At 56.2% G+C, this 24,030-nt stretch carries 24 protein-coding genes; 14 read left to right on the forward strand and 10 right to left on the reverse strand.

What is annotated here, in order from left to right:
• Nucleotides 1-628: 628 nt before the first annotated feature.
• From ACM6J5_RS22385 to ACM6J5_RS22395, 3 genes are all read left to right on the forward strand, one after another.
• Nucleotides 629-763 carry a hypothetical protein gene (locus ACM6J5_RS22385; RefSeq protein WP_414929364.1) on the forward strand — a complete coding sequence of 45 codons (135 nt, stop codon included), beginning with the start codon at nucleotides 629-631 and terminating at the stop codon, nucleotides 761-763.
• Nucleotides 764-1,053: 290 nt separating this feature from the next.
• Nucleotides 1,054-1,287, forward strand: coding sequence for a hypothetical protein (locus ACM6J5_RS22390; RefSeq protein ID WP_414929365.1), 234 nt, complete (start codon nucleotides 1,054-1,056; stop codon nucleotides 1,285-1,287).
• 252 nt (nucleotides 1,288-1,539) lie between these two features.
• Nucleotides 1,540-1,719 carry a DUF2934 domain-containing protein gene (locus ACM6J5_RS22395; RefSeq protein WP_414929366.1) on the forward strand — a complete coding sequence of 60 codons (180 nt, stop codon included), beginning with the start codon at nucleotides 1,540-1,542 and terminating at the stop codon, nucleotides 1,717-1,719.
• 119 nt (nucleotides 1,720-1,838) lie between these two features.
• Here the strand turns inward: ACM6J5_RS22395 and ACM6J5_RS22400 are convergent, their stop codons facing one another.
• The 5 genes from ACM6J5_RS22400 to ACM6J5_RS22420 all read right to left on the reverse strand — a co-directional run bounded on the left by ACM6J5_RS22400 (nucleotide 1,839) and on the right by ACM6J5_RS22420 (nucleotide 7,958).
• Nucleotides 1,839-2,804: a hypothetical protein gene (locus ACM6J5_RS22400; protein WP_414929367.1), complete on the reverse strand. Its 966-nt coding sequence runs from the start codon at nucleotides 2,802-2,804 to the stop codon at nucleotides 1,839-1,841.
• Nucleotides 2,801-4,582, reverse strand: coding sequence for a hypothetical protein (locus tag ACM6J5_RS22405; RefSeq protein WP_414929368.1), 1,782 nt, complete (start codon nucleotides 4,580-4,582; stop codon nucleotides 2,801-2,803). The genes ACM6J5_RS22400 and ACM6J5_RS22405 overlap by 4 nt, the downstream gene beginning before the upstream one ends.
• Before the next feature lie 3 nt (nucleotides 4,583-4,585).
• A complete protein-coding gene (locus ACM6J5_RS22410; RefSeq protein ID WP_414929369.1) occupies nucleotides 4,586-5,818 on the reverse strand; it encodes a metallophosphoesterase family protein in 1,233 nt (410 codons plus the stop codon).
• 22 nt (nucleotides 5,819-5,840) lie between these two features.
• Entirely contained in the window at nucleotides 5,841-6,638 is a 798-nt protein-coding gene (locus ACM6J5_RS22415; RefSeq protein WP_414929370.1) for a DNA adenine methylase, read from the reverse strand.
• Nucleotides 6,639-6,962: 324 nt separating this feature from the next.
• On the reverse strand, nucleotides 6,963-7,958 hold the full coding sequence (locus ACM6J5_RS22420; RefSeq protein ID WP_414929371.1) for a site-specific integrase: 996 nt from the start codon (nucleotides 7,956-7,958) through the stop codon (nucleotides 6,963-6,965).
• A 167-nt stretch (nucleotides 7,959-8,125) separates the two neighbouring features.
• On the opposite strand from ACM6J5_RS22420, the gene ACM6J5_RS22425 reads away from it, so the two are divergent.
• Together ACM6J5_RS22425 and ACM6J5_RS22430 are read left to right on the forward strand one after the other, a co-directional pair.
• Nucleotides 8,126-8,770 carry an MBL fold metallo-hydrolase gene (locus ACM6J5_RS22425; protein ID WP_414929372.1) on the forward strand — a complete coding sequence of 215 codons (645 nt, stop codon included), beginning with the start codon at nucleotides 8,126-8,128 and terminating at the stop codon, nucleotides 8,768-8,770.
• 106 nt (nucleotides 8,771-8,876) lie between these two features.
• Nucleotides 8,877-9,620 carry an OmpA family protein gene (locus ACM6J5_RS22430; RefSeq protein WP_095943461.1) on the forward strand — a complete coding sequence of 248 codons (744 nt, stop codon included), beginning with the start codon at nucleotides 8,877-8,879 and terminating at the stop codon, nucleotides 9,618-9,620.
• 126 nt (nucleotides 9,621-9,746) lie between these two features.
• Here ACM6J5_RS22430 and ehuA read toward each other — a convergent pair whose 3' ends face one another.
• From ehuA to ehuB, 4 genes are all read right to left on the reverse strand, one after another.
• Nucleotides 9,747-10,541 (reverse strand): ectoine/hydroxyectoine ABC transporter ATP-binding protein EhuA, encoded by a 795-nt coding sequence (ehuA, locus tag ACM6J5_RS22435; RefSeq protein WP_095943523.1) that lies wholly within the window; start codon nucleotides 10,539-10,541, stop codon nucleotides 9,747-9,749.
• An 80-nt stretch (nucleotides 10,542-10,621) separates the two neighbouring features.
• Entirely contained in the window at nucleotides 10,622-11,278 is a 657-nt protein-coding gene (gene ehuD / locus ACM6J5_RS22440; RefSeq protein ID WP_095943462.1) for an ectoine/hydroxyectoine ABC transporter permease subunit EhuD, read from the reverse strand.
• Entirely contained in the window at nucleotides 11,275-11,934 is a 660-nt protein-coding gene (ehuC, locus tag ACM6J5_RS22445; RefSeq protein ID WP_095943463.1) for an ectoine/hydroxyectoine ABC transporter permease subunit EhuC, read from the reverse strand. The genes ehuD and ehuC overlap by 4 nt, the downstream gene beginning before the upstream one ends.
• Before the next feature lie 77 nt (nucleotides 11,935-12,011).
• Nucleotides 12,012-12,866 carry an ectoine/hydroxyectoine ABC transporter substrate-binding protein EhuB gene (gene ehuB / locus ACM6J5_RS22450; protein WP_414929373.1) on the reverse strand — a complete coding sequence of 285 codons (855 nt, stop codon included), beginning with the start codon at nucleotides 12,864-12,866 and terminating at the stop codon, nucleotides 12,012-12,014.
• A 292-nt stretch (nucleotides 12,867-13,158) separates the two neighbouring features.
• Here ehuB and ACM6J5_RS22455 point away from each other — a divergent pair, with 292 nt between their 5' ends.
• From ACM6J5_RS22455 to ACM6J5_RS22490, 8 genes are all read left to right on the forward strand, one after another.
• Complete coding sequence (locus ACM6J5_RS22455; protein WP_095943524.1) at nucleotides 13,159-14,553, forward strand: PLP-dependent aminotransferase family protein; 1,395 nt, start codon at nucleotides 13,159-13,161, stop codon at nucleotides 14,551-14,553.
• 106 nt (nucleotides 14,554-14,659) lie between these two features.
• Nucleotides 14,660-15,631, forward strand: coding sequence for a hydroxyectoine utilization dehydratase EutB (gene eutB / locus ACM6J5_RS22460; protein ID WP_414929374.1), 972 nt, complete (start codon nucleotides 14,660-14,662; stop codon nucleotides 15,629-15,631).
• A 36-nt stretch (nucleotides 15,632-15,667) separates the two neighbouring features.
• The gene (eutC, locus tag ACM6J5_RS22465) at nucleotides 15,668-16,660 is read left to right on the forward strand and encodes an ectoine utilization protein EutC (protein WP_414929375.1); all 993 of its coding nucleotides are present in this window, start codon (nucleotides 15,668-15,670) and stop codon (nucleotides 16,658-16,660) included.
• A gap of 43 nt (nucleotides 16,661-16,703) precedes the next feature.
• The gene (doeA, locus tag ACM6J5_RS22470; RefSeq protein ID WP_414929376.1) at nucleotides 16,704-17,894 is read left to right on the forward strand and encodes an ectoine hydrolase DoeA; all 1,191 of its coding nucleotides are present in this window, start codon (nucleotides 16,704-16,706) and stop codon (nucleotides 17,892-17,894) included.
• Nucleotides 17,895-17,897: 3 nt separating this feature from the next.
• The gene (gene doeB / locus ACM6J5_RS22475; protein WP_414929377.1) at nucleotides 17,898-18,899 is read left to right on the forward strand and encodes a N(2)-acetyl-L-2,4-diaminobutanoate deacetylase DoeB; all 1,002 of its coding nucleotides are present in this window, start codon (nucleotides 17,898-17,900) and stop codon (nucleotides 18,897-18,899) included.
• Between the two features lie 133 nt (nucleotides 18,900-19,032).
• Nucleotides 19,033-19,512 (forward strand): Lrp/AsnC family transcriptional regulator, encoded by a 480-nt coding sequence (locus tag ACM6J5_RS22480; protein ID WP_414929378.1) that lies wholly within the window; start codon nucleotides 19,033-19,035, stop codon nucleotides 19,510-19,512.
• Nucleotides 19,513-19,759: 247 nt separating this feature from the next.
• Nucleotides 19,760-21,232, forward strand: coding sequence for an NAD-dependent succinate-semialdehyde dehydrogenase (locus tag ACM6J5_RS22485; RefSeq protein WP_095943470.1), 1,473 nt, complete (start codon nucleotides 19,760-19,762; stop codon nucleotides 21,230-21,232).
• 11 nt (nucleotides 21,233-21,243) lie between these two features.
• Nucleotides 21,244-22,629 (forward strand): aspartate aminotransferase family protein, encoded by a 1,386-nt coding sequence (locus ACM6J5_RS22490; protein WP_095943471.1) that lies wholly within the window; start codon nucleotides 21,244-21,246, stop codon nucleotides 22,627-22,629.
• Between the two features lie 188 nt (nucleotides 22,630-22,817).
• On the opposite strand, the gene ACM6J5_RS22495 is transcribed toward ACM6J5_RS22490, so the two are convergent.
• Entirely contained in the window at nucleotides 22,818-23,252 is a 435-nt protein-coding gene (locus ACM6J5_RS22495; protein ID WP_008045970.1) for a YhcB family protein, read from the reverse strand.
• Nucleotides 23,253-23,396: 144 nt separating this feature from the next.
• On the opposite strand from ACM6J5_RS22495, the gene ACM6J5_RS22500 reads away from it, so the two are divergent.
• A complete protein-coding gene (locus ACM6J5_RS22500; RefSeq protein ID WP_414929476.1) occupies nucleotides 23,397-24,026 on the forward strand; it encodes an alpha/beta hydrolase in 630 nt (209 codons plus the stop codon).
• Nucleotides 24,027-24,030: the final 4 nt, after the last annotated feature.

Raw genomic sequence — 24,030 nt, forward strand, 5'->3', positions numbered from 1 at the left:
CTATCGAGAAAAAAATATACGTGGTGACGGGAACAAAAAGGATCACTAAAACGTTTACGAGCAGCATCATCAAAACTCCCTGAAACGGGCCATTAAGGCATTGTAGGGGAGCCCGCAGAGTTCGGCTTGAAGTACACCTCAATCAGGCGTCAGGACGATTACTCGCATCCCGTCAGAGTAGGGTCTATTTCTGCATTTTCTGACGCTATGGCGTCCACTTCTACGACCTCAACCTGACAGACAGAGCGCTTAGCGTACGATTTTTTCCGTTTTCTCTATTCGCCCCTAGTTGACCGCGACCATTCGGCGTCACCCGGATGCGCTGCCGTGGCGCGCGGCCAAGGCCACGTTGCTCTAGAAAAACTTTGTCCCTAACTGGAAAAACTTTTCCCGCCAGAATCACGACTTTCTGCTTGGGTTTTTTCCAGCGCATCGGCGGCGGTCACGACCGATCGCGATGCAAGGCCCCGCTGAAAATATTTTTTAGCCAACCGGGCCAAGGGTTTTGCGCGTTGTATACCTGACTTTGCCCACGTTGCCGCCTTGTAGGCCCGGGCACTCCCCGGGCAAGCTGTACCTAACCGGCCTTTCACTCAACCCACAAAAAGAGCCGGGGGAGTAAAAACCAATGACTGATGATCTGATTTTCCTCAAGGCCGCGGGCTGTCTGCTTGTGTGCTATTGGCTGCTGCGCGGCTGGCAGTGGTACAAGTTGCGCAAGGCTGCGGATAACGACCCGTGGGCCGGGATCGAACACCGCTAGCGCGCAGAACCCAAGGAAGGGCGCCACACGTTATGAGTAACGCGTTGTATGTGAAATTGGGGCCCACCTTGCCTAAGGGTGGTGCCCTTTTTTATTTGCCATAGATACCAGCCACCCTCAACTGGTAAACCAGATTCCCAGACACTGGATTTGCTCGAAAGCGGGCACCTGCATCTCCCTAAAACCAATGGATCGCGGCAAATGGTCCGTGGTCAATATGGTTAAAAAGGATGTATTTCGAACTGGGAACTGTTCGATCGCCTATCCCATCGCCGCTCTGGAGGCGATCCATGAACACAACATACTTTGTTCCGCTGAGACATGGGCACCGTCACCCCCCTCTAGTCAGTGATAGCCCGCAGGATACCGCTCGGGCAGATTGGCTCTACAACGCTGCTGAAGAACTGTTGCGTGGCAACAGCGTGTTGTTCCAGCGTCGCATGCGTCCTCAGCAAGGCGTGACAGCTGAGGAATTTGCCCTGGCAGTGGATGAATACGTGAACAACCATCTTGCCGATAGATAGGTGCATACCTCGGCGCTGGGCTGGCTGATCATCACCGCCGAGCGAGGACACGCTGACAAGACTGCCTCAGCCGGACTGCTGGGCAATAGTGACCATCCGCTGGGTAAGCTTGGCGAGATTGCCGAGACGCTCCTTGAACCTCTCGCGGATGACGCTCTGATAGCCAAGGCTCAGGATGAGCTATGAGCACGCACATCATCAGCTGGTGTGAGAGCTTGCGAATCAGTTAACGATTCAGTGAGGAAAATGAAAATGATCGAAGATCTGAAAGTCCGGGAAAGAGCTTACGAGTTGTGGGAAAAAGATGGTCGCCCGGAAGGATCTGAAGAGTTGTATTGGCGACTTGCGCAAGAACAGCTTGAGGCAGAAGCCACGCCTCAAGCTGCTAGTGAGTGGCCAGCAACAGGCGAAGCCAGTCGTTTTGATCACTGATGACTACTGGAGGAGACGGCAATTTTGTAACGGCGGCACCTACGGCGGTGCCGCCATTGGATCGCTGCTCGTTTCGATACTACTCTGCTGCTATACACAAAGTACCCTTTTATGAAAGGCTAATTTAAATATGGGTAATGGTCGAGCTTGGTAACCCTAGAAATAACTAAATCGGTGGTCGGTTTAACCGCGCCACCGCTTCCTCCCATGCTGGAGTAAAGGCAAGAGACCTCAGGGTAATTCATTGCTGATAATATAGATGCTAATGCGTGAGGCTTCGGGCCGAAGGGGACCATAACGATTCCAGCCTTACCAAGATATGGATAAAAAATCTCACGCAACACTGAGTAACATTGAGCAACGCTATGCAACGGAGGAAAAATTGTATTAGCTGAAAAATTCTCCAAAAAAAACTTATTACACTGCTGTGTTTTTTCTGTGTAGTCATCAAGAGCACCAGGGCGTGCTATGACGGAGAATGTCACATCAGGCTCGATTTTATGATGGAGACAAATGGGTCCACCTTCATTGAAGCCTAGACTGAAAATACCAATCGTTTCTTTATTGAAAGTAGAAACAGCAGCGCATCCGGGAAGCACAATAGGATCACTTAATTGCCTTGCTACTCCACTACCCGAGTGCTCACCAACTGAATAAACAAAATCAAACTCAACGGGTACCTGAAAATCATAGTTCTTAAGAAAATTCAGAATTTCTGAATACCATGATCGCGGCATTGAAGAGTAATCAACAAGCACTCTAAATTTATCAATGCATGAAAAGTCAACTGCTGATACAGCCTTCAGCAAATAAGAAAATATCCTACTCGCCCCGTAACTATCTAAAACTGTCGGCGTGATTTTGTATCGCGAGCTACGAGCGTAATAATCACTATTAAATCCATAGTCTTGATTGTCCGTACTTCCAGCAAACCCAAAAACTAGAACATCATCATAGGTTGACTCGAATACGCCAGGAAAAAAAATTGATCTCTCTTCATATCCGCAAGAAAACAAGACTAGATTGTAATGCGAAGATGAGATCTCATCCAGAGATTTATCTGACACATCCAAGTATACCATCATAGTAACTCCAATTGTGGCGAAGCAATATGACGCTCCACACCACGATCAACACCAAAAGATAATATGCTACTTAGCGAAACGTCGTCACCCCGCCTAGGCAGCAAATTAAAATGTGGCGCTAATATATAAGATAACCGAAATACGCCACTCTTCACAGGCAAAGTATCAAATCCAGAACGCTCAACTATTGGTCTTACTAATCCTAGTCCTACAGCATCCGCTATAACGCTCCAAATATTATCATCATCAACATTAAACTTGAAGGATAACACCATGTCCGTCGACAGCTTCTGGCTATGTAGGCAATACTGAAAATACTTACCAATTAACGACAAAACGTCATGAACCTTCTGACCTTGATTTGGCTCATACACCATCCTCTTATACTCATCGTAAGAGTAGGCTCGCAAAATCTTGTCTTGGACCGCAGGCGAAATTGGCTTGAATCCCCCTCCCTCTCCGCTGCCGTTATAGAAGGCATTAAGCAGACTAATGAACCTCCTAGGGTTAGCGTCTGCACAACGAATCACCATCTCATAACCAGAAAAAGCCACCGAGTTTGAGTTTCCTCGATGTGTCAAGCGTAGTTCGCGCAACAATAACGCACCTTTCAGCTTACGACTTATCTCATCCTCAAAACGTTGGGTGCCTTGTAGCTCTCTGGCTCTAAGCCTAGTCCTTTCATTGCAATGCTTATCCACCAAGAGCAACATTCGTGAGTGATCAATTTTCTCGTCACTTGAGAGCAGATAAGAACTACCCAGCAGGGATTTTAACTTAACGCCGCTATCCGCCCAGGCGCTGTTTTTTATCCGCTTATTAAAAATGTCCTCGCAAAATTTTTCAAGAATTTCAAATTCATTCCCCTTGGACTTTCTAGCGGCAACATCTAGATTGTCTAAATAAATATAAGAGAAGTCATCCTTTCTATTCAATGGAACGCTAGTATTAGTTTCCAGTGTGTAGTGTTTATAAGGCATAGTTGTAATTTTAAAAAACAGCCCGTCGGCAAATGTTCTCAGATGTGAGTTCAGAATAACATGATGAAATTCACTTAAATACTCTGCTTCATCTAAGCATACAGCCCAAGCAACATCAGCTGGAAACTCAATAAACTGCTTAGTTAGTTCAATTGCGCGCTTTAACGGGTCAAACAACCCCAGCTCAAATGCCATTCCTATAGCTGCGGGGTTCACCTGAAGATCTACTCTTGCTCGCTGCTCCGCCACCAACTTGTTATACTCGATCTCAGATAGTTTCTCTCTGAGTTCGCGGATCGTAAAGATACTTTCATCTTCAAACCACGCCTTGGATATTTTCTGCGCAACGGCCCGTTCAGTAAGAATACGCTCGGCAACATCACCAGAATAACAATCAATGCAGCTGCGCAGGGTATTCAAGTAAGAAGCGCAGCATGACACATTCAGCCGCCACTTAAAGTGAAGCTCTTGCTCTGACTCATTTAACCAGACTGAGCTTTTCAGCTCCCCCACCCATGACAATCGCATTGGCACATAGATACCAACAAATTTTCTAGAACGTATGACTTGTTTTGCCTGAGGATGGTCAAGCCTGGACAGATACTCATGCGATAACATCTTAACTATCGCGGTTTTTCCCGACCCTCTGGCACCCAGAACTATATGGTTTTTTTGAGATATCAAACGGCCAAACGTCTTCGTCCATACAAACTGCTTAGGCAAGTCTTCAACGGTGCTATTTCTAGCATTGTCATTTTCAAATGGATTAATTACTTTCGCTGTATCGAAGAGCACCATAATTTACCCCTTGAGAATAACAAGTTTATCTAGACCAAAAGCATCTATCTCATGAAGAAGCAATCCCATGGACTTGGCAACTTCTTTCAAGGAGGCACGTAGTGTCTCACTTGTGAAGTATTTAAACTCTGGGTAGTTTGAGATAAAATCTGACCATCGTAAATATTGGACGCTTTTAAATTCTTCCTCAAATTGAATTCGGATTTTTTCAATTAACTGAGCGCGAGGAAGAAAGGCACCGAAGTTTTGCTGATGCTCAGCTCCTGCCCTTCTCAAACTCGGTGTCCAGCCTCCGCCTACGAAATGCGTCCAGGTTTTCACTGACCCTCGTGCGTAGTGACTCTGAGGGCAACGATCATGAAACTCCACCAGATGAAATCGATTCCCTACAGCGTCATAATACTTATTATCCAAGGAGGCGCTAAAACTCCCAGCACATAAAATACTTAAAGGATGGCCGGAATCCTTAATTTCCATATTGAATCGTGGTATATGCTTATGTCCGTGAACAACAAAGTCGAACTCGTATTTCGACAGCAGATCGAGTAGGCCAACCGCATTTGACATGACACTGAAATCTGGCTCGGTAAAAGTTGAATCTAAATACTGGATAGGATGATGATGAAACATGAATAATTTCAGTTTGTCCGTCTTGTCAATACCATCGAGATACTTATCTATTTGCGCGATTTGCTCTGGTCGCACCTCGCCGCAATGAGGCTTTTTATCTGGTCCATCGAACACAGAAGTGTTAAGTGCGCAGATAAGAACATCATCAAACTCCCACACTGCCAAGTAAGGAGACTCATCAAACCGGCCTGTGGCGCTAGACAAATTTCGACTAAAAAGCGCCCCTTCAGAATAAAAATTGAAATACTTCGATTTTATTACTTGAGGTTCTGGGTGATTTAACGGGCTTAAAGCCTTAACAGTTTCCCAGTCGACGTCATGATTCCCTGGGCAAAATAATATCTTGGATTCGGGGACTCCCAAGCAGGATGCTATTTGAGCGATTCGTTCCGATGCGAGTTCAAACTCAGGTTTACACGCTGAATTTGTTATGTCCCCAGGAACCACTAAGTAGTCAGCACTTATGCCTTCGGCAGTGACGAATTTTCTAAACTCACTGAGGTAATCGTCTACGACCCCCTCACTAGCACCGGGCAATGAAAAGTCTTTTGCCTTAGCGCCACTACCAATGTGGAGATCACTAATAACCGCAACACCGATATTCATCTGCCCCACCTGAGATTCCCTTTCATATCGAGAAATTGCTAACAATTAACTCATCTACTACTTTTCTGTGGGCACTAAACCCGGCAACATGCCGCCTTACACTAACGACCTCAGTATTCCATTCTTCCCGCAAGTTTTTACGGATAATTTCACAGTCACTGTAAGAAAAAATGAAAAAAGCACCAACAGAGTTAATGTGATCAAGAAAATTAACTAATCGTTCGATATCACTAAAGTGAAAAGACCCTAGTCCATACTCTCCTCTTTCGCGGCTTTCAGGCTTTGAGTACGGAGGGTCCAGATATACCAAGTCCCCTGCTTTAATGTTATCGATTATCTCTGCGAAATCTCCGCCAACGAGCTGTACGCCTTGAAGCGCATCAGAAAATTTTACCAGCGCCTCAAGAGTCGGCATCTTCCCGGTCTTAGTGCCCATAGGGACATTGAAAGCACCAAGCTTATTTGTTCTATAAACACCATTGAAGCAAAGCTTATTTAAATAGATAAATCGTGCAGCTCTTGCTGCCGGCGGCATAATATTTACGTCCAGACCTCTAAGCTCATAATATTTATCTTTCGAAATTTCATAAGAGCCGAGAAAGCCGTAAACGTCGTCCGGAGATTTTTGAATTTCTCTGTACGCCATTATCAGCTCATCATTTCTGTCAGAAAGAACCGCGGCACGAGGTAAAACATCAAAAAAAAGACAGGCAGAACCGCAAAACGGTTCGTGATACGTTCCATACGCTCTGGGAAATCTTGACTTGATACTGGGGAGTAGCTTTTTTTTGCTGCCCGCCCATCTGAATAAAGGTTCCACCTAGCACCTGCTATGATTTTTTCTGAATCGAATGACATTTGCCGCTGCACAGCATGCAGAGGCATCTGTTCCCAACATAGGTACAGAGTGCTCAAGCAGGCCAGTATACAGTACGCCTCCTTTGCTTTTGACCCGATCCAGTCCAGATCCGAAGGCATCATGCGAGGTACGCTGTAGGTACCTTACCAAGGTATCTCAAGCTTCGGTAAAATACGCTAATTCACTATAGGGCGCGGCTCTTGGATGGACGTACCTCCGGAAAGCTACGCAAGATTCTGCTGCCTTTGCACCCAGTCAAGCCAACTCATAACAGCGGGTCGAGTGCTAAGTGAGCTTCTTGGCTAAGTCCTCCGTTTTTGGATGGTAATAACGCATAAGCATGCGCGTATCCTGATGGCCAGTGATCTTGGTCAGTTCGTGCAACGGGAAGATTTCCGCTAGACGTGAGGTCGCCTCATGGCGTAGATCGTGGAAGCGCAAATCCATCAGGAACGGATCGGCTTCTATGTGTTTGTCGATCTTGTCCTGTGAGACTTTCTTGTGTTTGAGGTGACGGGACAGACCTTCCGTATAGGCGTTGCGTGCATCGGTGATAGCATTCGCGAATGCTTTGGTGATTGAGTCGGGCCTGCTCCGAAAACAGCGGCCATCTTCTCGCTCAGCAAGGTTAGTCAGTATTTCCACTGCCTTGCTGGAGAGAGGAACTCCTCGGGAAGTGCCGTTCTTGGTCATCGGCAGCAGAGCAACTCGCTTGCCTAGATTGACGTTAGCGCTTTGCAAGCCCGTTATTTCACTGCGACGCATCGCTGTTTCTACAGCGAAAGTCATGATTTTGGGTAGCTCGGTCGAGCGAGAGTAGCGACAAATCATTTCGAGCTCGTCCACGTGCTCGTACAACAGCTTCTCTCCTTTTTGCGTCCATACATTGGCGCTGAGAATCCGTCGCTCGCGTGAGTCGTCAACGCTTGGTTGGCGGATGAGTTCAACTGGATTGGTCAGAGACTCCATGCGCCACTCCTTGCGGGCGATGGTGAATACGTGAGAGATCAAGGCGAGTTCTCGGCGCACCGTGGCCGGTGCCAGGCCCCCTTCGAGGCGACTATCACGATAACTCGCCATATCGGAACCGCGAATGCTGGCAAGCGAGCGAAGGGCCAGTGGATGACGTTGCATGGCCTGGATGCGTGACAGCTCGGATGCACTGCTGCGTTTTTTGCTGGTCACCTCTTTGGCGTACAACTCCAGTGCGCTTGCGAAGGAGGTTGCTTCCGCTTCATTGCGGCTGACAAACACGCCAGCATCCATTTCGCGCTCAATCATGGTCGCCCAGGTTTTTGCTTCTAGCTGGGTATTGAATGTGCGTGTCTGTTGGGGCCACCCTTTACGTCTGATTTGAGCGTGCCATTGGTGGGGGCCTTTCTTTCTAAACGTCGCCATCGCATTACGCACTGTGCCAAAAATGTGCCATTAACTTTACAGGAACACCCATGGAAGCCGCAAAGCCCGTGCTAATACGAGAAACCTTCCCCGTCGGCCCTTTGCAGTGCAACTGCACGATCATCGGCGATCCGATAACGAAAAAGGCCATCGTCGTCGATCCGGGTGGCAATCATGAGCTGATCCTGGCGCGTCTCGATGCATTGGGGCTGAAAGTGGTCAGCATCATTCACACCCATGCGCACCTCGATCATTTCCTGGCTTCCGGCCAACTCAAGGAAAAAACCGGCGCGACCCTGCATTTGCACAAGGAAGACCAGTTTCTGTGGGACAACCTGGAAATGCAGTGCCAGATGTTCGGCGTTCCTTATACCCCGGTGCCGTCCCCGGATCGCTGGCTGGCCGATGACGAAGAACTGGCCTGCGGCTGTGGCGTGGCGCTGCACACGCCAGGTCATACGCCGGGCTCCATGAGCTTCTGGTTTTCCGAGGCCAAGCTACTGATTGCCGGTGATACGCTGTTTCGTCGCGGCGTCGGGCGCACGGATTTGTGGGGCGGCGACCAGGCGACCATCGTGCGTTCGATCAAGCAGCGGCTGTACACCCTCGACGAAGACGCGACCGTGGTGACCGGGCATGGTCCGGATACCCTTCTGGGCGACGAAATGCGCGAGAACCCCTTTGTTCGGGGCTGATTTGTAACATTCGGAATTTTTACTGATTAACATGATCCAACGCCCGCAAAGGCTGATGCCTTGCCAACGTTGCACCACAGAATGCAAAAAAAAGTAGGAGCTTTACATGTTCACCACGCGTCGTTTGATGATTGTCGCTACAGCTGTGGCCGTTTTGTCCGGTTGTGCTTCGCCTAACCCTTACGGCGGTCAGGGTCAGACTCAGGGCCAGACGGATAGCGGCTCCGAAGGCATGAGCAAGACCGCGAAATACGGTGGCCTCGGCGCTCTGGCCGGTGCGCTGGCCGGTGCTGCGATCAACCACGATAACCGTGGCAAGGGCGCACTGATCGGTGCAGCGGTGGTCGGTGCTTCCGCCGCCGGCTACGGCTACTACGCCGATCAGCAAGAGAAAAAGCTGCGCGCCAGCATGGCCAACACCGGTGTTGAAGTGCAGCGCCAGGGCGACCAGATCAAGCTGATCATGCCGGGCAATATCACGTTCGCCACCGATTCGGCGAACATTGCCCCAGGTTTCTATCAGCCGCTGAACAACCTGGCGGGCTCGCTGAAAGAGTTCAACCAGAACCAGATCGAGATCGTCGGCTATACCGACAGCACCGGCAGCCGCCAGCACAACATGGACCTGTCCCAGCGTCGTGCCCAGAGCGTGGCAACCTACCTGACCTCGCAAGGTGTCAGCGGTGCCAACCTGAGCGCTCGCGGCGCCGGCCCGGATAGCCCGGTGGCCAGCAACGCTGACGTCAATGGCCGTGCGCAGAACCGTCGTGTAGAGGTCAACCTCAAGGCGATTCCTGGCCAGCAGTATGGTGGCCAGCAACAGCAGGGTACCGTTCAGCAATACCCATAACACCGCAAAACAAAAAATGTGGGAGTGAGCCTGCTCGCGATAGCGGACGGTCAGTCAACATCACTGTTGAATGTGACGGTCCTATCGCGAGCAGGCTCCCACACTGGTTTTTGGGTGTTACGCCTGTTAGTTGGCTTCTTTCACTGCGCTGAGAAACGCGCAGGTCCGTTCCTGCTGTGGATGTTCGAAGATCTGCTCCGGCGTGCCCTGCTCGTGAATCTGACCCTTGTAGAAGAAGCACACACGATCGGCGAACTCCCGGGCAAAGCCCATCTGGTGCGTGACCATCAGCATGGTCAGGTTGTGTTCGGCGCCGAGCTTGCGGATAACGTTGAGCACTTCGCCGCACAGTTCCGGATCGAGCGCTGAGGTCACTTCGTCGAAGAGCATGACTTTGGGACGCATGGCCAACGCCCGGGCAATGGCCACCCGTTGTTGCTGCCCACCGGACAGCTGTGAAGGGTAATGCCCCAGCTTGCTGCCCAGGCCCACCAGTTCCAGAAGGTCCGCCGCTCGTTCGCGTGCTTCGGCCGGCTTCATGCCCAGCACTTGCACCGGCGCCTCAATGACGTTTTGCAAGGCCGTCATGTGCGGAAACAGGTTGAAGCTCTGGAACACCATGCCGATCTTGCCGCGAACGCGACGGATATGCCTGTCGTTGGCAGGCACCAGCACGCCGTTGCGATTGGGCATGTGCGTCAACAAATCATCCTCGATGCGGATCAGTCCGTCATCGATGCCCTCAAGCGTCATCAACACCCGCAGCAGTGTGGATTTTCCCGAGCCGCTGGGGCCGATGATCGCGACTTTTTCGCCTGGAGTGACATCCAGGTTCAAGTGGTCGAGCACGGTGAAATTGCCGTAGCTCTTGGTGACGTCCTGGAAGCTGACAATCGGCTTGACCGGATTCGATTCAGGCATGGCACAGGCCCCTTGCGGATGCAGCGATGTCAGGTCGCCGCGCCGGGAAAGGTTGTTGGAGGTCGAGAGTGGAGAAATCATTAGCGTAGCTCCAGGCGCAGTTCGAGGCGCCGTACCAGATAAGCCAAAGCGATGCTCAGGGCGAGGAAAAACAGACCGACCATGGTGATCGGCTCCAGATAACGGAAGTTTTCGGAACCAATGTTCTTGGCTTGCTGCATGATCTCGACCACGGTAATGGCCGACAGCACCGGCGTGTCCTTGAGCATGGCCACCAGGTAATTTCCCAATGGCGGCAGGATCGGCCGCAGGGCCTGGGGCAGGATGATGTTGCGGTAGGCGCTGTACGGCGCGATGTTCAGCGCCGTAACGGCCTCCCACTGCGCCCGCGGCACGGCGTCGAGGCCGCCGCGGTAAACCTCGGCGATGTAGCAGGCGTAGTGCACACCGATGCCGATCACCCCCACCTGCATGGCTGTCATGCTCACGCCGTAATTGGGCAGCACGTAGTAGAGGAAATACACCTGGATCAGCAGCGGCGTGCTGCGGATGAATTCGATCACCCCGGCGGTCGGCCACGATAACCAGAACAGGCGACTGCGTCGGCCGATGGCCAGAAACAATCCCAGCACAATGGCGATCATGAAGCCGAGCAGGGTAATGCCCACGGTGTTCAGCGATGCCCGCAGCAAATCGGGCAGGATCTGCCAGGCATATGTCCAATCGAACAGGGTCATGACAGACCTCCACGCATCCGGCCGCGAGCCAAACGTCGCTCAACGCTGCGCATGCCGAGGTTGATCGCTTGAGCCAGAACGAAGTACATCACCAGCGCCAGGCTGAAGATTTCCAGGGTCTGGAAAGTGGCCTGGTCCAGTTGCCGGGCCCGGAAGCTGAGGTCCGACAGGGTGATCAGCGAGACCAGCGAAGTATTTTTCAGCAACTCGATCAGCAGGTTGGTGCCCGGTGGAATGGCCGCCAGCAACGCCTGGGGCAAAATGATTCGCCGAAAGCGCTTGTAGCCGCTGAAGTTCAATGCGGTCGCCGCTTCGTACTGACCTTTGGCAACGGAACTGATCGCACCGCGCATCACCTCCGCGCCGTAAGCGCCGATGTGCAGGCCGAGGCCGACAATGGCGACGCTGTAGGGGCTCAGTTCGAGATTGAACGGTGGTAGCGGCAACACGAAAAACAGCCAGAACAATTGCACCAGCAGCGACGTGCCGCGGAACACTTCAATGTAGGCGACCGAGAACCAGCTCAGCGGCCGCCACGGCGACATGCGCCCCAGCGCCGCCAGAATGGCCGCGACAATCGCCAGGATCGAGCCGAAGAAGGTCACCTGGAGCGTGACCCAGGCGCCTTGTATCAAAAGCGGAAGTAATTCACCCATTGTTCACACCTGCGTGGTTCAACATCCGGAGTCAGCAGGAAAATAGGCATCGCGCCGCAGCGCCATGCCTGTTTCGGCTATTGAGCGCAGAGCTCGGCAGCCGTTTTGCTGGTCACGTTGGATTTGTCAAAGCCGAACGGGGCGACCGTCTTGAGATGCTCTTCGGAGCCCAGCCACTTTTTCAGTTCGGCGTTGACCGCATCCCGCAGGTCCTTGTCTTCCGGGCGGAAGGCGAGGGCGCCGTAACCGGTATGCGACGGGTCATCCTTGAATTCGGTGACTGCTTCGACCTTTTCACCACCCTTGGCGGCCAGGCCTTTCATGGTCAGTTGGGTGCCTACGGCGGCATCGGCGCGACCGGCGCGCACGGCTTGCAACTGCGCGGTGGTGTCGGGCACCTGGAGGATTTGTGCGTCCTTCACCCCGGAGTCCCGCGCATATTTCAGGTTGACCGTGCCGGCCATGATCGCCAGTTTCACATCCGGGTTCCTGGCGATGTCTTCATAGCTGTGCAGGTTTTTGGGGTTGCCTTTGGCGGTCAGGAGGGCGTCGGGCAACTGGTACTGCGGATCGGTGAAGATGACTTGCTTGCAGCGTTCGGGCGTGATGTACATGCCCGCGGCAATCACGTCGAAACGACTGGCGCGCAGGCCTGGGATCAACGAGCCCCACTCGGTCAGCACGCCATCGACTTGCTTGATGCCCATTTTGGCGAAGATGACTTTGGCGATTTCCGGCGATTCACCGGTGACCCGGCCATCGGTCTCGGTAAAGGCGAACGGGGTTTCGTTGGCGTAGCCGATGCGGATGCTGCTGTTTTTCGTAATGGTTTCCAGCGTCGTGGCGTGGGCGCTGGTGGCCAGGCCGAATATCGCACAAGCCACGAACAGGTGACGCAAGACATGGGGAGTGCGGGGAATGGAATTGCTCATCGATAAAATCTCCTGTTTCTTGTGGACCCGTCTTTGACGGCTCTGTGGTAGGAGGCAGTGTGACAAGAGCAAAGCGTACGAGGGCTGGTCCACCTGTTGAGCCAAAGCGTGGAGAGACAGTTCCGGTACAGATCGATTGATTGTTGTTGGCGGCGGGTTCCCCAGCCTGTGCATCGACCTTGTACCGAGCATACAAAAGCACTGTGCAGGATTGCATTGCACTAGGACAATTGCTTTGCATGGTTTCTCGCGGGATGCTGTCGGCACTGGCAAACACGTGGGTTCGGCGCCGATGGACAAGTGGAAGGCAGCATTGGAAATCGCCCGCAGCGGCGAGTCGAAATACAAGATCCTGGTCCAGGCGATTGCCGACGATATCGAGCAGGGTGTGCTGGCCAATGATCAGCGGCTGCCACCGCAACGTAATGTCGCCGATGCCATGGGCATCAGTGTGCAAACCGTCACCAATGCCTACAAGGAGCTCGAGCGCCAGGGCCTGGTCAGGTGCGAGGTCGGGCGCGGCAGTTTTGTCTCGCGGCGAATGAGCGACCGGGTCGCCACTTATATTCTCGACAGCCCTGAACGGGCGCTGGTGGATTTTTCCATCACTCGGATCATGCACACCCGAGAGCATGACCAATTCTGGCGCGAAACCTGTCGCGAACTCAGCACCGAAGAGGATCAGCCCTGGATTCACGCGTTTCGCCCGATTGCCGGTTTCGAGTCGCACCGTGAAGCGGCGATGCACTGGATCGCACGGCAGGGCCTGCGGGTCGAACGCGACGACATCCTGATCACCAACGGCGCTGCCCACGCAATCTTTCTGGCCTTGGCATCCCTTGCCGGCCCGGATGATGTGGTGCTTTGCGAAGGGCTGACCGATCACGGTGTGATCGGCAACTCCCAGGTGCTCGGGTTTACCCTCAAGGGGCTGGAGATGGACCGACATGGCATCGACCCCGAGCATTTCGAGGACATGTGCAGCAACGAGCGCATCACCGCGCTGGTCTGTACGCCAAACCTGAACAACCCGACCACCAGTCTGATGCCGGACAGTCGTCGACGGGAAATTGCCGAGATCGCCCGGCGGTTTGGCGTGCACATTATCGAAGACGATGTGTACGGCCCTCTACTGGACGAGCGCCGGGCACCGCCGATCAGCCACTATTTGCCGGAACTGTCGTTCTATTGCACCAGCATGACCAAATCGGTGCTCACCGGTCTGCGCGTCGGTTATCTGGTGATGCCAAAGCGGCTGGCGTTGCGCACCGAAAGTATCTTGCGGGTCAACAGCTGGATGGCCACGCCCATGGTCGCGGAGATTGCAACGCGCTGGATTCGCGACGGGCGCGCCGACACCCTGGTGGACCTGCAACGCCAACTCTTGTCCGGTCGGCAAGCGATGGTCAGCGAGTACCTGGGCGAGTACCTGCTCGGCCAGCATCCCTATGCGTTGAGTGCCTGGGTCGGCATTCCCCCCCATTGGGAAGTCGACAGCCTGGTGCGGGCGCTGCGACACAAGCATATTGCAGTCACTTCGCCCGACCCGTTCACGGTGCGTGGCACGCCCAGGCCCCGGGCCGTTCGGGTGTGTGTCGGTGCCGAATGCAGTGACGACGAAATGCGCGACGCGCTGATGGGCATGCGTGAAATCTTCGGTCAGTACCCGCAGATCCATGATTTTTGAGCGGGCAATCGGTGCAAAAAAGTTTGTCGACTAAATTGCCCTAGTACATTCATCGCGACAATCCAGCCCTCTTAGACTGCGCCCAATACCTCATCGGGATGCGGTCATGTCAGCGCTACAGCTCAACGATATTTACCTCGCCCGCCAGCGCATCGCAGCACTGGTCCGGTGTACGCCCATGGAACATTCGCCCAGCCTGTCCCGGCGGTTGGGCGTGCCGGTGTACCTCAAACTCGAATCCTGGCAAATCACCGGCAGCTTCAAGTTACGCGGCGCGAGCAATGCCGTGGCACAGCTCAGTGCCGAGCAAAGGGTGCGTGGCGTCGTCGCCGCGTCGACCGGCAATCATGGGCGGGCGCTCGCTTACGCCGCATCGCGCCAAGGCGTGAAGGCGACGATTTGCCTGTCGCATCTGGTGCCGGGCAACAAGGTACAGGCCATTCGCGATCTAGGCGCCGAAGTCTGCATCGTCGGCCAGTCCCAGGATGATGCCCAGCGTGAGGCCGAGCGGATTGCTTGTGAACATGGCGCGACGCTGCTGCCGCCGTTCGATCATCCGGCGATCATCGCCGGGCAGGGCACGCTGGGGCTGGAGATCCTTGAGCAGCAACCAGACGTCGCCCAGGTGCTGGTGCCGTTGTCCGGCGGCGGTCTGTTCGCCGGCGTGGCGCTGGCACTCAAAAGTGCCAATCCGCAGATCGTCACCCACGGCATCAGCATGCAGCGCGGCGCGGCCATGCACGCCAGCCTCGCGGCCGGGCGTCCGGTGGAAGTCGAAGAGCTGCCGACCTTGGCCGACTCGCTCGGTGGCGGCATCGGCCTGGACAACCGTTACACCTTTTCCATGACCCGCGATACCTGCGACCACCTGCATCTGCTCAGCGAAGCCTCCATTGCCAACGCCATCCGTCATGCCTACCGCGAAGAGCGCCTGGTGCTCGAAGGCGCGGCTGCGGTGGGGATCGGCGCGTTGCTTGAAGGCCTGATCGAGCCCCGTGGGCCGGTCGTGGTGGTGGTCAGCGGACGCAACGTCGATATCGATCAGCATCTACGCGTGCTGACAGGTGCCGATGCATGAACTCCCACAATAACGACTCAATGGAGTGCCGCGTTGATGAGTGAAATAGCCTTGTTGAGCGAAGCGGATCTGCGTGCCTGCGTGGCGCTGGATTTGCCAAGCATTGAAGCCATCGAGCAAGCCTTCGTGCTGCTGGCCACCGCTGCCGTGGCCATGCCGCCGATCCTGCGCCTGGACATTCCTGAACATAACGGCGAAGTGGACGTGAAAACCGCCTACTTGCCGGGCCTGGAACGCTTTGCGATCAAGGTCAGCCCGGGTTTTTTCGACAATCCGAAACTCGGTTTGCCCAGCCTTAACGGCATGATGATGTTGCTGTCCGCTCGCACCGGTCTGCTGGATGCCCTGCTGCTGGACAACGGTTACCTGACCGCCGTGCGTACAGCGGCGGCCGGGGCCGTGGCGGCGCGGGCGCTGTCGCGAGAGGACAGCCGCAGTGTGGCGCTGATCGGTGCCGGTGAGCAGGCCGCGTTGCAGCTGCAAGCCCTGCGCCTGGTGCGGCCGATCGACAGCGTACGTGTCTGGGCGCGGGATTCCGCCAAGGCTCAGGCCTTTAGCGTCGAGCTGGCTCGGGACAGTGGCCTGGCAGTCAAACCGTGCGCGAGCATCGATGAGGCCATGGCCGATGTCGACATCGCGATCACCTGCACGCCGAGCCGCGAGCCGTTGATTGACGTGCACCATTTGCACCCTGGCCTGCACATCACCGCCATGGGTTCGGATGCCGAGCACAAAAACGAAATTTCCCCCCATGCGCTGGCGCAAGTCGACTGCTACGTGGCCGATCGTTTGAGCCAGACGCGCATCCTCGGCGAGTTGCATCACGCCCTCGCTGCGGGCGTCGTCAGCGACGAATCGGGCTTCGCAGAGCTCGGCCAAGTGCTGGCCGGCCAACGGCCCGGTCGCACGGACGCAACGCAGATCACCTTGTGCGATCTCACGGGCACCGGCGCCCAGGACACGGCCATGGCCAACCTGGCCTTCGAGCGTGCGCGCTCGGCGGGCAAAGGTTTTCAGTTCGGCAGTTAAACCGCTTTTTTCATCCGTGCGTCATTTATCAGAGGGCATGTGCATGTCTCAGATAGTCGTCAATCTTCCGTTCCAGCGGGAGGAATACGCCCAGCGTCTGGCCAAGGTGCGAGTGGCCATGCAGGCGCAGGGCATCGAGCTGTTGCTGGTCACCGATCCGTCGAACATGGCCTGGCTGACCGGCTATGACGGTTGGTCGTTCTACGTTCATCAATGCGTGCTGCTGGCGCTCGACGGCGAGCCCGTGTGGTTCGGTCGCGGGCAGGATGCCAACGGCGCCAGGCGCACGGTGTTCATGCAGCAAGAAAATATCGTCGGTTATCCGGACATCTATGTGCAGTCCCGGGAACGTCACCCGATGGATTACCTGTCGCGGGAAGTGATCAGCGCCCGGGGTTGGGATGCGCTGACCATTGGCGTGGAGATGGACAACTATTACTTCAGCGCCGCCGCGTTCCTGTCGCTGCAGAAAAACCTGCCAAAGGCTAAATTGATCGACTCGGTCGGGTTGGTGAACTGGCAGCGGGCGATCAAGTCGCCGCAGGAAATCGCCTACATGCGCATCGCCGCGCGCATCGTTGAAAACATGCACGGTCGAATCCTCGAGCGGATCGAGCCAGGCATGCGCAAGAATGAATTGGTGGCCGAGATCTACAGCAGCGGCATCCTCGGCGCCGACGGTCATGGCGGTGATTACCCGGCCATCGTGCCTCTGTTGCCCACCGGTGCCGATGCCAGCGCGCCGCACCTGACCTGGGACGATACGCCGTTCGAAAAGGGCGCCGGTACCTTCTTTGAAATCGCCGGTTGCTATAAGCGTTACCACTGCCCGTTGTCGCGCACGATCTACCTGGGCAAGCCGCCGCAGCATTTTCTCGATGGTGAAAAAGCCGTGGTCGAAGGCATCGCCGCCGGGCTTGAAGCGGCCAAGCCAGGCAACACCACCGGCGACATCGCGGTGGCGTTCTTCAAGGTGCTGGAGAAATTCGGCATCCACAAGGACAGCCGTTGCGGCTATCCGATCGGCATCAGTTATCCACCGGATTGGGGCGAGCGCACCATGAGCCTGCGTCCCGGCGACACCAGCGTGTTGCAACCGGGCATGACGTTCCACTTCATGCCGGGCCTGTGGATGGACGACTGGGGGCTGGAGATCACTGAGAGCATTCTGATCACCGAAACCGGCGTTGAAACCTTGTGCAACGTGCCACGCCAACTGTTCGTGAAGGAATGAACCATGAGCGAATTGCCTGACAACCCGATCAGCGCCACGGTGGATTTTACCCGTGAAGGCGTGCAGCACGGTTTTCTCAAACTGCCGTATTCCCGGGACGACTCGGCCTGGGGGGCGGTGATGATTCCGCTTACGGTGATTCAACGCGGTGAGGGGCCGACTGCGTTGCTCACCGGTGGCAACCATGGCGACGAATACGAAGGGCCGGTGGCGCTGAGCAAGCTGGCCCAGGGGCTGAGCGCCGCCGAGGTCAGTGGGCGGGTGATCATCGTGCCGTTCATGAACACCCCGGCGTTTCATGCCGGGCGGCGCACGTCTCCGATCGACAAGGGCAACCTCAACCGCAGCTTTCCCGGCAAGCCGGACGGCACGGTGACCGAGAAAATCGCCGATTACTTCACGCGTACTTTGCTGCCATTGGCCGACATCGTGCTGGATATTCACTCCGGCGGTCGCACCCTGGATTTTCTGCCGTTCGCCGCTTGTCATGTGCTGCCGGACAAACAGCAGCAGGCGCAATGCGAGGCCGGAATGCGTGCCTTCAATGCGCCGTACAGCATGCGCATGCTGGAGCTCGATGCCGGGGCGATGTACGACACCGCCGCTGAGTCTCAAGGCAAAATCTTCGTCACGACGGAGTTGGGCGGCGGCGGTTCGTCGACGGCGCGCAGCGTGGCGATTGCCGAGCGTGGCGTGCGCAATCTGCTGGTGCATTCCGGGATTCTTGAGGGCGAGGTTCAGACAGCGGCCTCGATCATGCTCGACATGCCCGACGGCGATTGCTTCATCGCCAGCGAGCACGACGGCTTGCTGGAAATGTGCCGGGATCTGGGCGATAACGTGAACAAGGGCGACGTGATCGCCCGCGTCTACGACGCTACCCGCAGCGGCGTTGCTCCGGTGGAATACCGTGCGGCGCGCAGCGGTCTGCTGGCGGCGCGGCATTTTCCGGGGCTGGTGGGGTGTGGCGATACCATTGCAGTCATCGCCGATGTGTTGACCTGACCCAAACCCCCTGTGGGAGCGAGCCTGCTCGCGATAGTGCCAGCACATTCAATAGAGCCGTGACTGACATACCGCCATCGCGAGCAGGCTCGCTCCCACAGGGTTCCCCGTACATTCAGGAGATTCTCGGCCCATGCACAAACTCGATCGCTATGACCTGAAAATCCTGCGAATCCTCGCTGAAGACGGGCGTATCACCAAATCGAGCCTGGCTGAGGCGATCAATCTGTCAGTGACCCCGGCCTGGGAGCGTGTGCGCAAGCTTGAAACCCTTGGCCTGATCAAGGGCTACCGCGCGCAGATCGACTGGAGCGCAGTGTTCAAAAGCCAGCAGGTGCTGGTGGAGATCACCCTGGCCCGGCACACCGCGCAGGACATGCGGCGTTTCGAGCAGCGCATGAACGAGGCTGCCGAAGTGGTGTTCTGCTACGCCACCGGTGGTGGCGTCGATTACATGGCGATGATCCAGGCACCGGACATCGATCATTACCAGCGCTTCATCGACCAACTGCTGCTCGACGACCTGGGCATAGAACGCTATTTCACCTACATCGTCACCAAAACCATCAAGACCAGCGGCGCGTTGCCGGCCGAACTCTCTCAAGATTCCTGAGCACACTGAAAACCCCTGTGGGAGCTAGCCTGCTAGCGATGACGTCGGCACATCCAACATTGATGTGACTGAAAGGGCGCCATCGCTAGCAGGTTAGCTCCCACAATGGTTTTGCTCCAACCGAAAAATCCGCTGTTCACCCCCGCTCAATCAGAAAAAACCACCTGCCGCACCCCGTTCAAACGCCAAATTCTCAACGCCTGGCTGACCTAGCATGGTTCCACGCACACGGATTGGAGTGAACGCCATGACTTACAAACATCCACTGCTGTTCAAGGCACTTTGCTACGTTGATGGCCATTGGGTCCACAGCGACAGCGGTCACAGTATCGCCGTGCATAACCCGGCCGATCAAAAACTCATCGGCCATGTACCGATGCTCGATCAGCCGCAAATTGTCGCCGCCGTCGGTGCCGCGCACCGCGCGTTCGCCGATTGGCGCGAACAAAGCCTGGAGGCGCGCGGGGTGATTCTGCGGCGCTGGGCGGCATTGATTCTTGAGCATCAGGAAGACCTGGCGCGGATTCTCAGCCTGGAGCAGGGCAAGTCCCTGGCCGAGTCCCGCGGTGAAATCGCCTATGCGGCCAGCTTCATTCCCTGGTTCGCCGAGGAGGCGCGGCGCCTTTATGGGCAGAACATTCCCAGCCACATACCCGGCGCGCACCTGGGCACGGTCAAGGAGCCGGTCGGCGTCTGCGCGTTACTGACCCCTTGGAACTTCCCCTCGGCGATGATCACCCGTAAAGCCGCCGCCGCCCTGGCTGCCGGCTGCACTGTGGTGATCAAGCCAGCCCATGAAACGCCGTACTCGGCGTTCGCTTTGGCGCAACTCGCCGAGGAAGCGGGTTTCCCGGCCGGCGTATTCAATGTGGTGCTGGGCGAGCCGCAAATGGCCATGCAAACCCTGGTGCAGGACAGTCGCGTGCGCTCGGTGAGTTTCACCGGCTCGACTCGCGTGGGTAAGTTGGTGCTGCAAGCGGCGGCCGCGGATGTGAAGAAGGTCTCGCTGGAACTGGGCGGCAACGCACCGTTCATTGTCTGTGCGGATGCCGATCTCGGGCTGGCGGTAAAAGTCGCGGTTGCCGCCAAGTTTCAGACCTCCGGCCAGGATTGCTGCGCGGCCAACCGCATCATGGTCGACCGCTCGATCTACCCGGAATTTCTCAAGGGATTTGCCGCGGCGGTGCGGGAGCTGCGGGTCGGCCCGGCAATGCTGGGCGATCGGGAGCAGAACGTCGATATTGGCCCGTTGATGCATCAGGCGGCATTCGATATTACCGCCGAGCGCGTGGCCGATGCCTTGCAACAAGGGGCGCAACGACTGGTGGGGGGCGAAGCCCATGCGCTCGGCGGCCTGTTCTATCAGCCGACGGTGCTGGCCGACGTCACGCCGCAAATGCGCATCTACCGCGAAGAGAACTTCGCACCGATTGCCGGGGTGATGCCGTTCGACAGCCTCGATCATGCCGTCGAGATGGCCAACGACACCGAATACGGTCTGGCCGCCTACATTTGTTCCAATCGCCTGGACCTGATCTACCCACTGATTCGTCGTCTCGACCACGCGATGGTCGCGGTCAACGGCGTCAAGTTCACCGGCCATCCGATCCCGTTCGGTGGCATGAAAGCCTCGGGGCTGGGCCGTGAAGGCGGCACCGAGGGCTTCGAAGCCTTTGTCGAAACCAAATACTTCTGCCTGCACCATCAAGGCCAGTTCTGAGGAGATCTACCATGAGCCAAGAATTCGACACCCTGTTCGAGCAAGACCGTGCGCATTTCATGCACCCTTCGACCCACGCCCATGATCACGCCAGCGGGGCACTCAAGGGGCGCATCATCAAGGGCGCATCGGGCATCCGCATTCGCGACCACGAAGGCCGCGAACTCATCGACGCCTTCGCCGGCCTGTACTGCGTGAACATCGGCTATGGTCGCACCGAAGTCGCCGATGCCATCTACAAGCAGGCCAAGGAACTGGCCTATTACCACACCTACATGGGGCATTCGACCGAAGCGATCATCGAACTGTCGAGCCGCATTATCGACTGGGCGCCGGAAGGCATGAAGAAGGTCTACTACGGCCTCTCCGGTTCCGACGCCAACGAAACCCAGATCAAACTGGTGCGCTACTACAACAACGTGCTGGGGCGCCCGCAGAAGAAGAAAATCATCTCCCGCGATCGCGGTTATCACGGCTCGGGCATCATGACCGGCAGCCTGACCGGCCTGCCGAGCTTCCATCAGCATTTCGATCTGCCGGCCGAAGGCATCAAGCACACCGTGTGCCCCCACTGGTACCGCAAGGCGCCGGCCGGCATGGATGAAACCGCATTCGTGCGCTATTGCGCCGACGAACTGGAGAAAATGATCCTCGCCGAAGGCCCCGACACCGTGGCGGCGTTTATCGGCGAGCCGTTGATGGGCACGGGCGGCATCATCGTGCCGCCGGCGGGTTACTGGACTGCGATTCAAGCCGTGCTGAACAAATACGATGTGTTGCTGATCGCCGACGAAGTGGTCTGCGCCTTTGGTCGCCTCGGCTCGAAGATGGGCAGTCAACGATACGGCATGCGCCCGGACCTGATTACCACCGCCAAAGGCCTGACCAGTGCCTATGCACCATTGTCGGCAGTGATCGTCGGCGAAAAAGTCTGGGATGTCATCGAAAAGGCCTCCGAATCCCAAGGTGCCATGGGCCATGGCTGGACCTATTCCGGACACCCGATCTGTGCCGCGGCGGCGCTGGCCAACCTCGATATTCTGGAACGGGAAAACCTCACGGCCAATGCCGAGAAGGTCGGCGGCTATCTCAACCGTCGGTTGCGCGAAAGCCTGGAAGGGCACCCGCTGGTGGGCGAAGTGCGCGGCGACGGCATGCTCGCAGCGGTTGAGTTCATGGCTGATCGCGAACAACGCACACCGTTCGATGCAGCACTGAAAGTCGGCCCGAAAGTCTCGGCGGCTTGCCTTGAACGCGGCATGATTGCCCGAGCGATGCCCCATGGCGACATTCTTGGCTTCGCGCCGCCGCTGGTTCTCACCGAAGCAGAGGCGGACCTGATTGTTGGCATTACCAAGGACGCGATCGATCAGGTGGCCAGTGAGGTTTTGGGCTGATCATCTTGTGTTGCCTGTCCCGGCCCCATCGCGAGCAGGCTCGCTCCCACATTTGAAATGCACTCCCCTGTAGGAGCGAGCCCTGCTCGCGATGAGGACCTGACAGGCACCAGAAATACTGGATCAGAAATAAAAAAGCCCCCGGACAACCACTTGTCCGGGGGCTTTTTGCAATGCGCGAAAGCTGCTTACTTCTTCAGGCCATAATGCTCATCGAGCATGCCCGGCGAGTTCGGGGCTTTTGGTGCGTAGTCGCGTGGCGGCTCCTGATCGCGCGGTGGCGTCAGGCGTTCACGGGGTGCCTGCGCCGCGTCGGCGTGCAGGGACGCCAGCAGGCGTTGGCGAGTCTGTTCGTCCAGGGCCAGTCGGTTGGCGCCCTCGGCGAGATGGTCTTGCACTTCCTGATAGCTCTGAGTCAGTTTCTTGACCAGTGTCGCGGTGCTGTTGAAGTGGGTCACCACCTCGTTCTGATAACTGTCGAAACGTTCCTGAATATCGTCCAGCTGACGCTGCGTGCGGCTGGGCGCGGCGTTCGGCGCAACGCGAGCGATCAGGAACCCAATGGCGACACCCACAACCAGGGCAAGAGTCGGTAACAACCAAACTAAGAGCGAGTGTTCCACGAGTCCTTCCTCTATAAACGGCTTTGCTTTACGTTAACGGCTCGAACCTGCGCTGTATACCGCGATTCACTCGCAATGGACAGCCACAGACAATTTGCTAGACGAGCCGACCTGATCCGAGGTCACGGAGTTCCTTCCTTGCTGATGCGTGAAACCCCTGTAGTGATTGATGGCCCGGTGGGTCGACTGGAAGCACTGTACCTGGACAACGAGCAACCGCGTGGCCTGGCGCTCATCTGCCATCCGAACCCGGTGCAGGGCGGCACCATGCTCAACAAAGTGGTCTCGACCCTGCAGCGCACTGCGCGTGATGCCGGTTTGATCACCCTGCGCTTCAACTATCGTGGCGTCGGCGCCAGCGAAGGTACACATGATATGGGCACAGGCGAAGTCGATGATGCCCAGGCGGTCGCCGAATGGTTCCGGGCCAGACACCCGCAATTGCCGCTGACTCTTTTCGGTTTCTCCTTCGGTGGATTTGTTGCAGCAAGTCTCGGCGGGCGTCTGGAAGCGCAGGGCGAGCCGCTCAAGCACCTGTTCATGGTTGCGCCGGCGGTCATGCGCCTGGGCGCTCAGGATCAGCTGCCGCAACAGGGCGAACTGACCCTGATCCAGCCGGAAACCGACGAAGTGATCGATCCGCAGCTTGTTTACGAATGGTCCGACAAGCTCGAACGCCCCCATGAGCTGCTGAAAGTGGCAGAATGCGGACACTTTTTTCATGGCAAGCTGACCGATCTCAAGGATCTGATCCTGCCGCGTCTCTCGAATTGATTGC

It is taken from the genome of Pseudomonas sp. IT-P74, from assembly GCF_949768175.1.
GTDB lineage: Bacteria > Pseudomonadota > Gammaproteobacteria > Pseudomonadales > Pseudomonadaceae > Aquipseudomonas.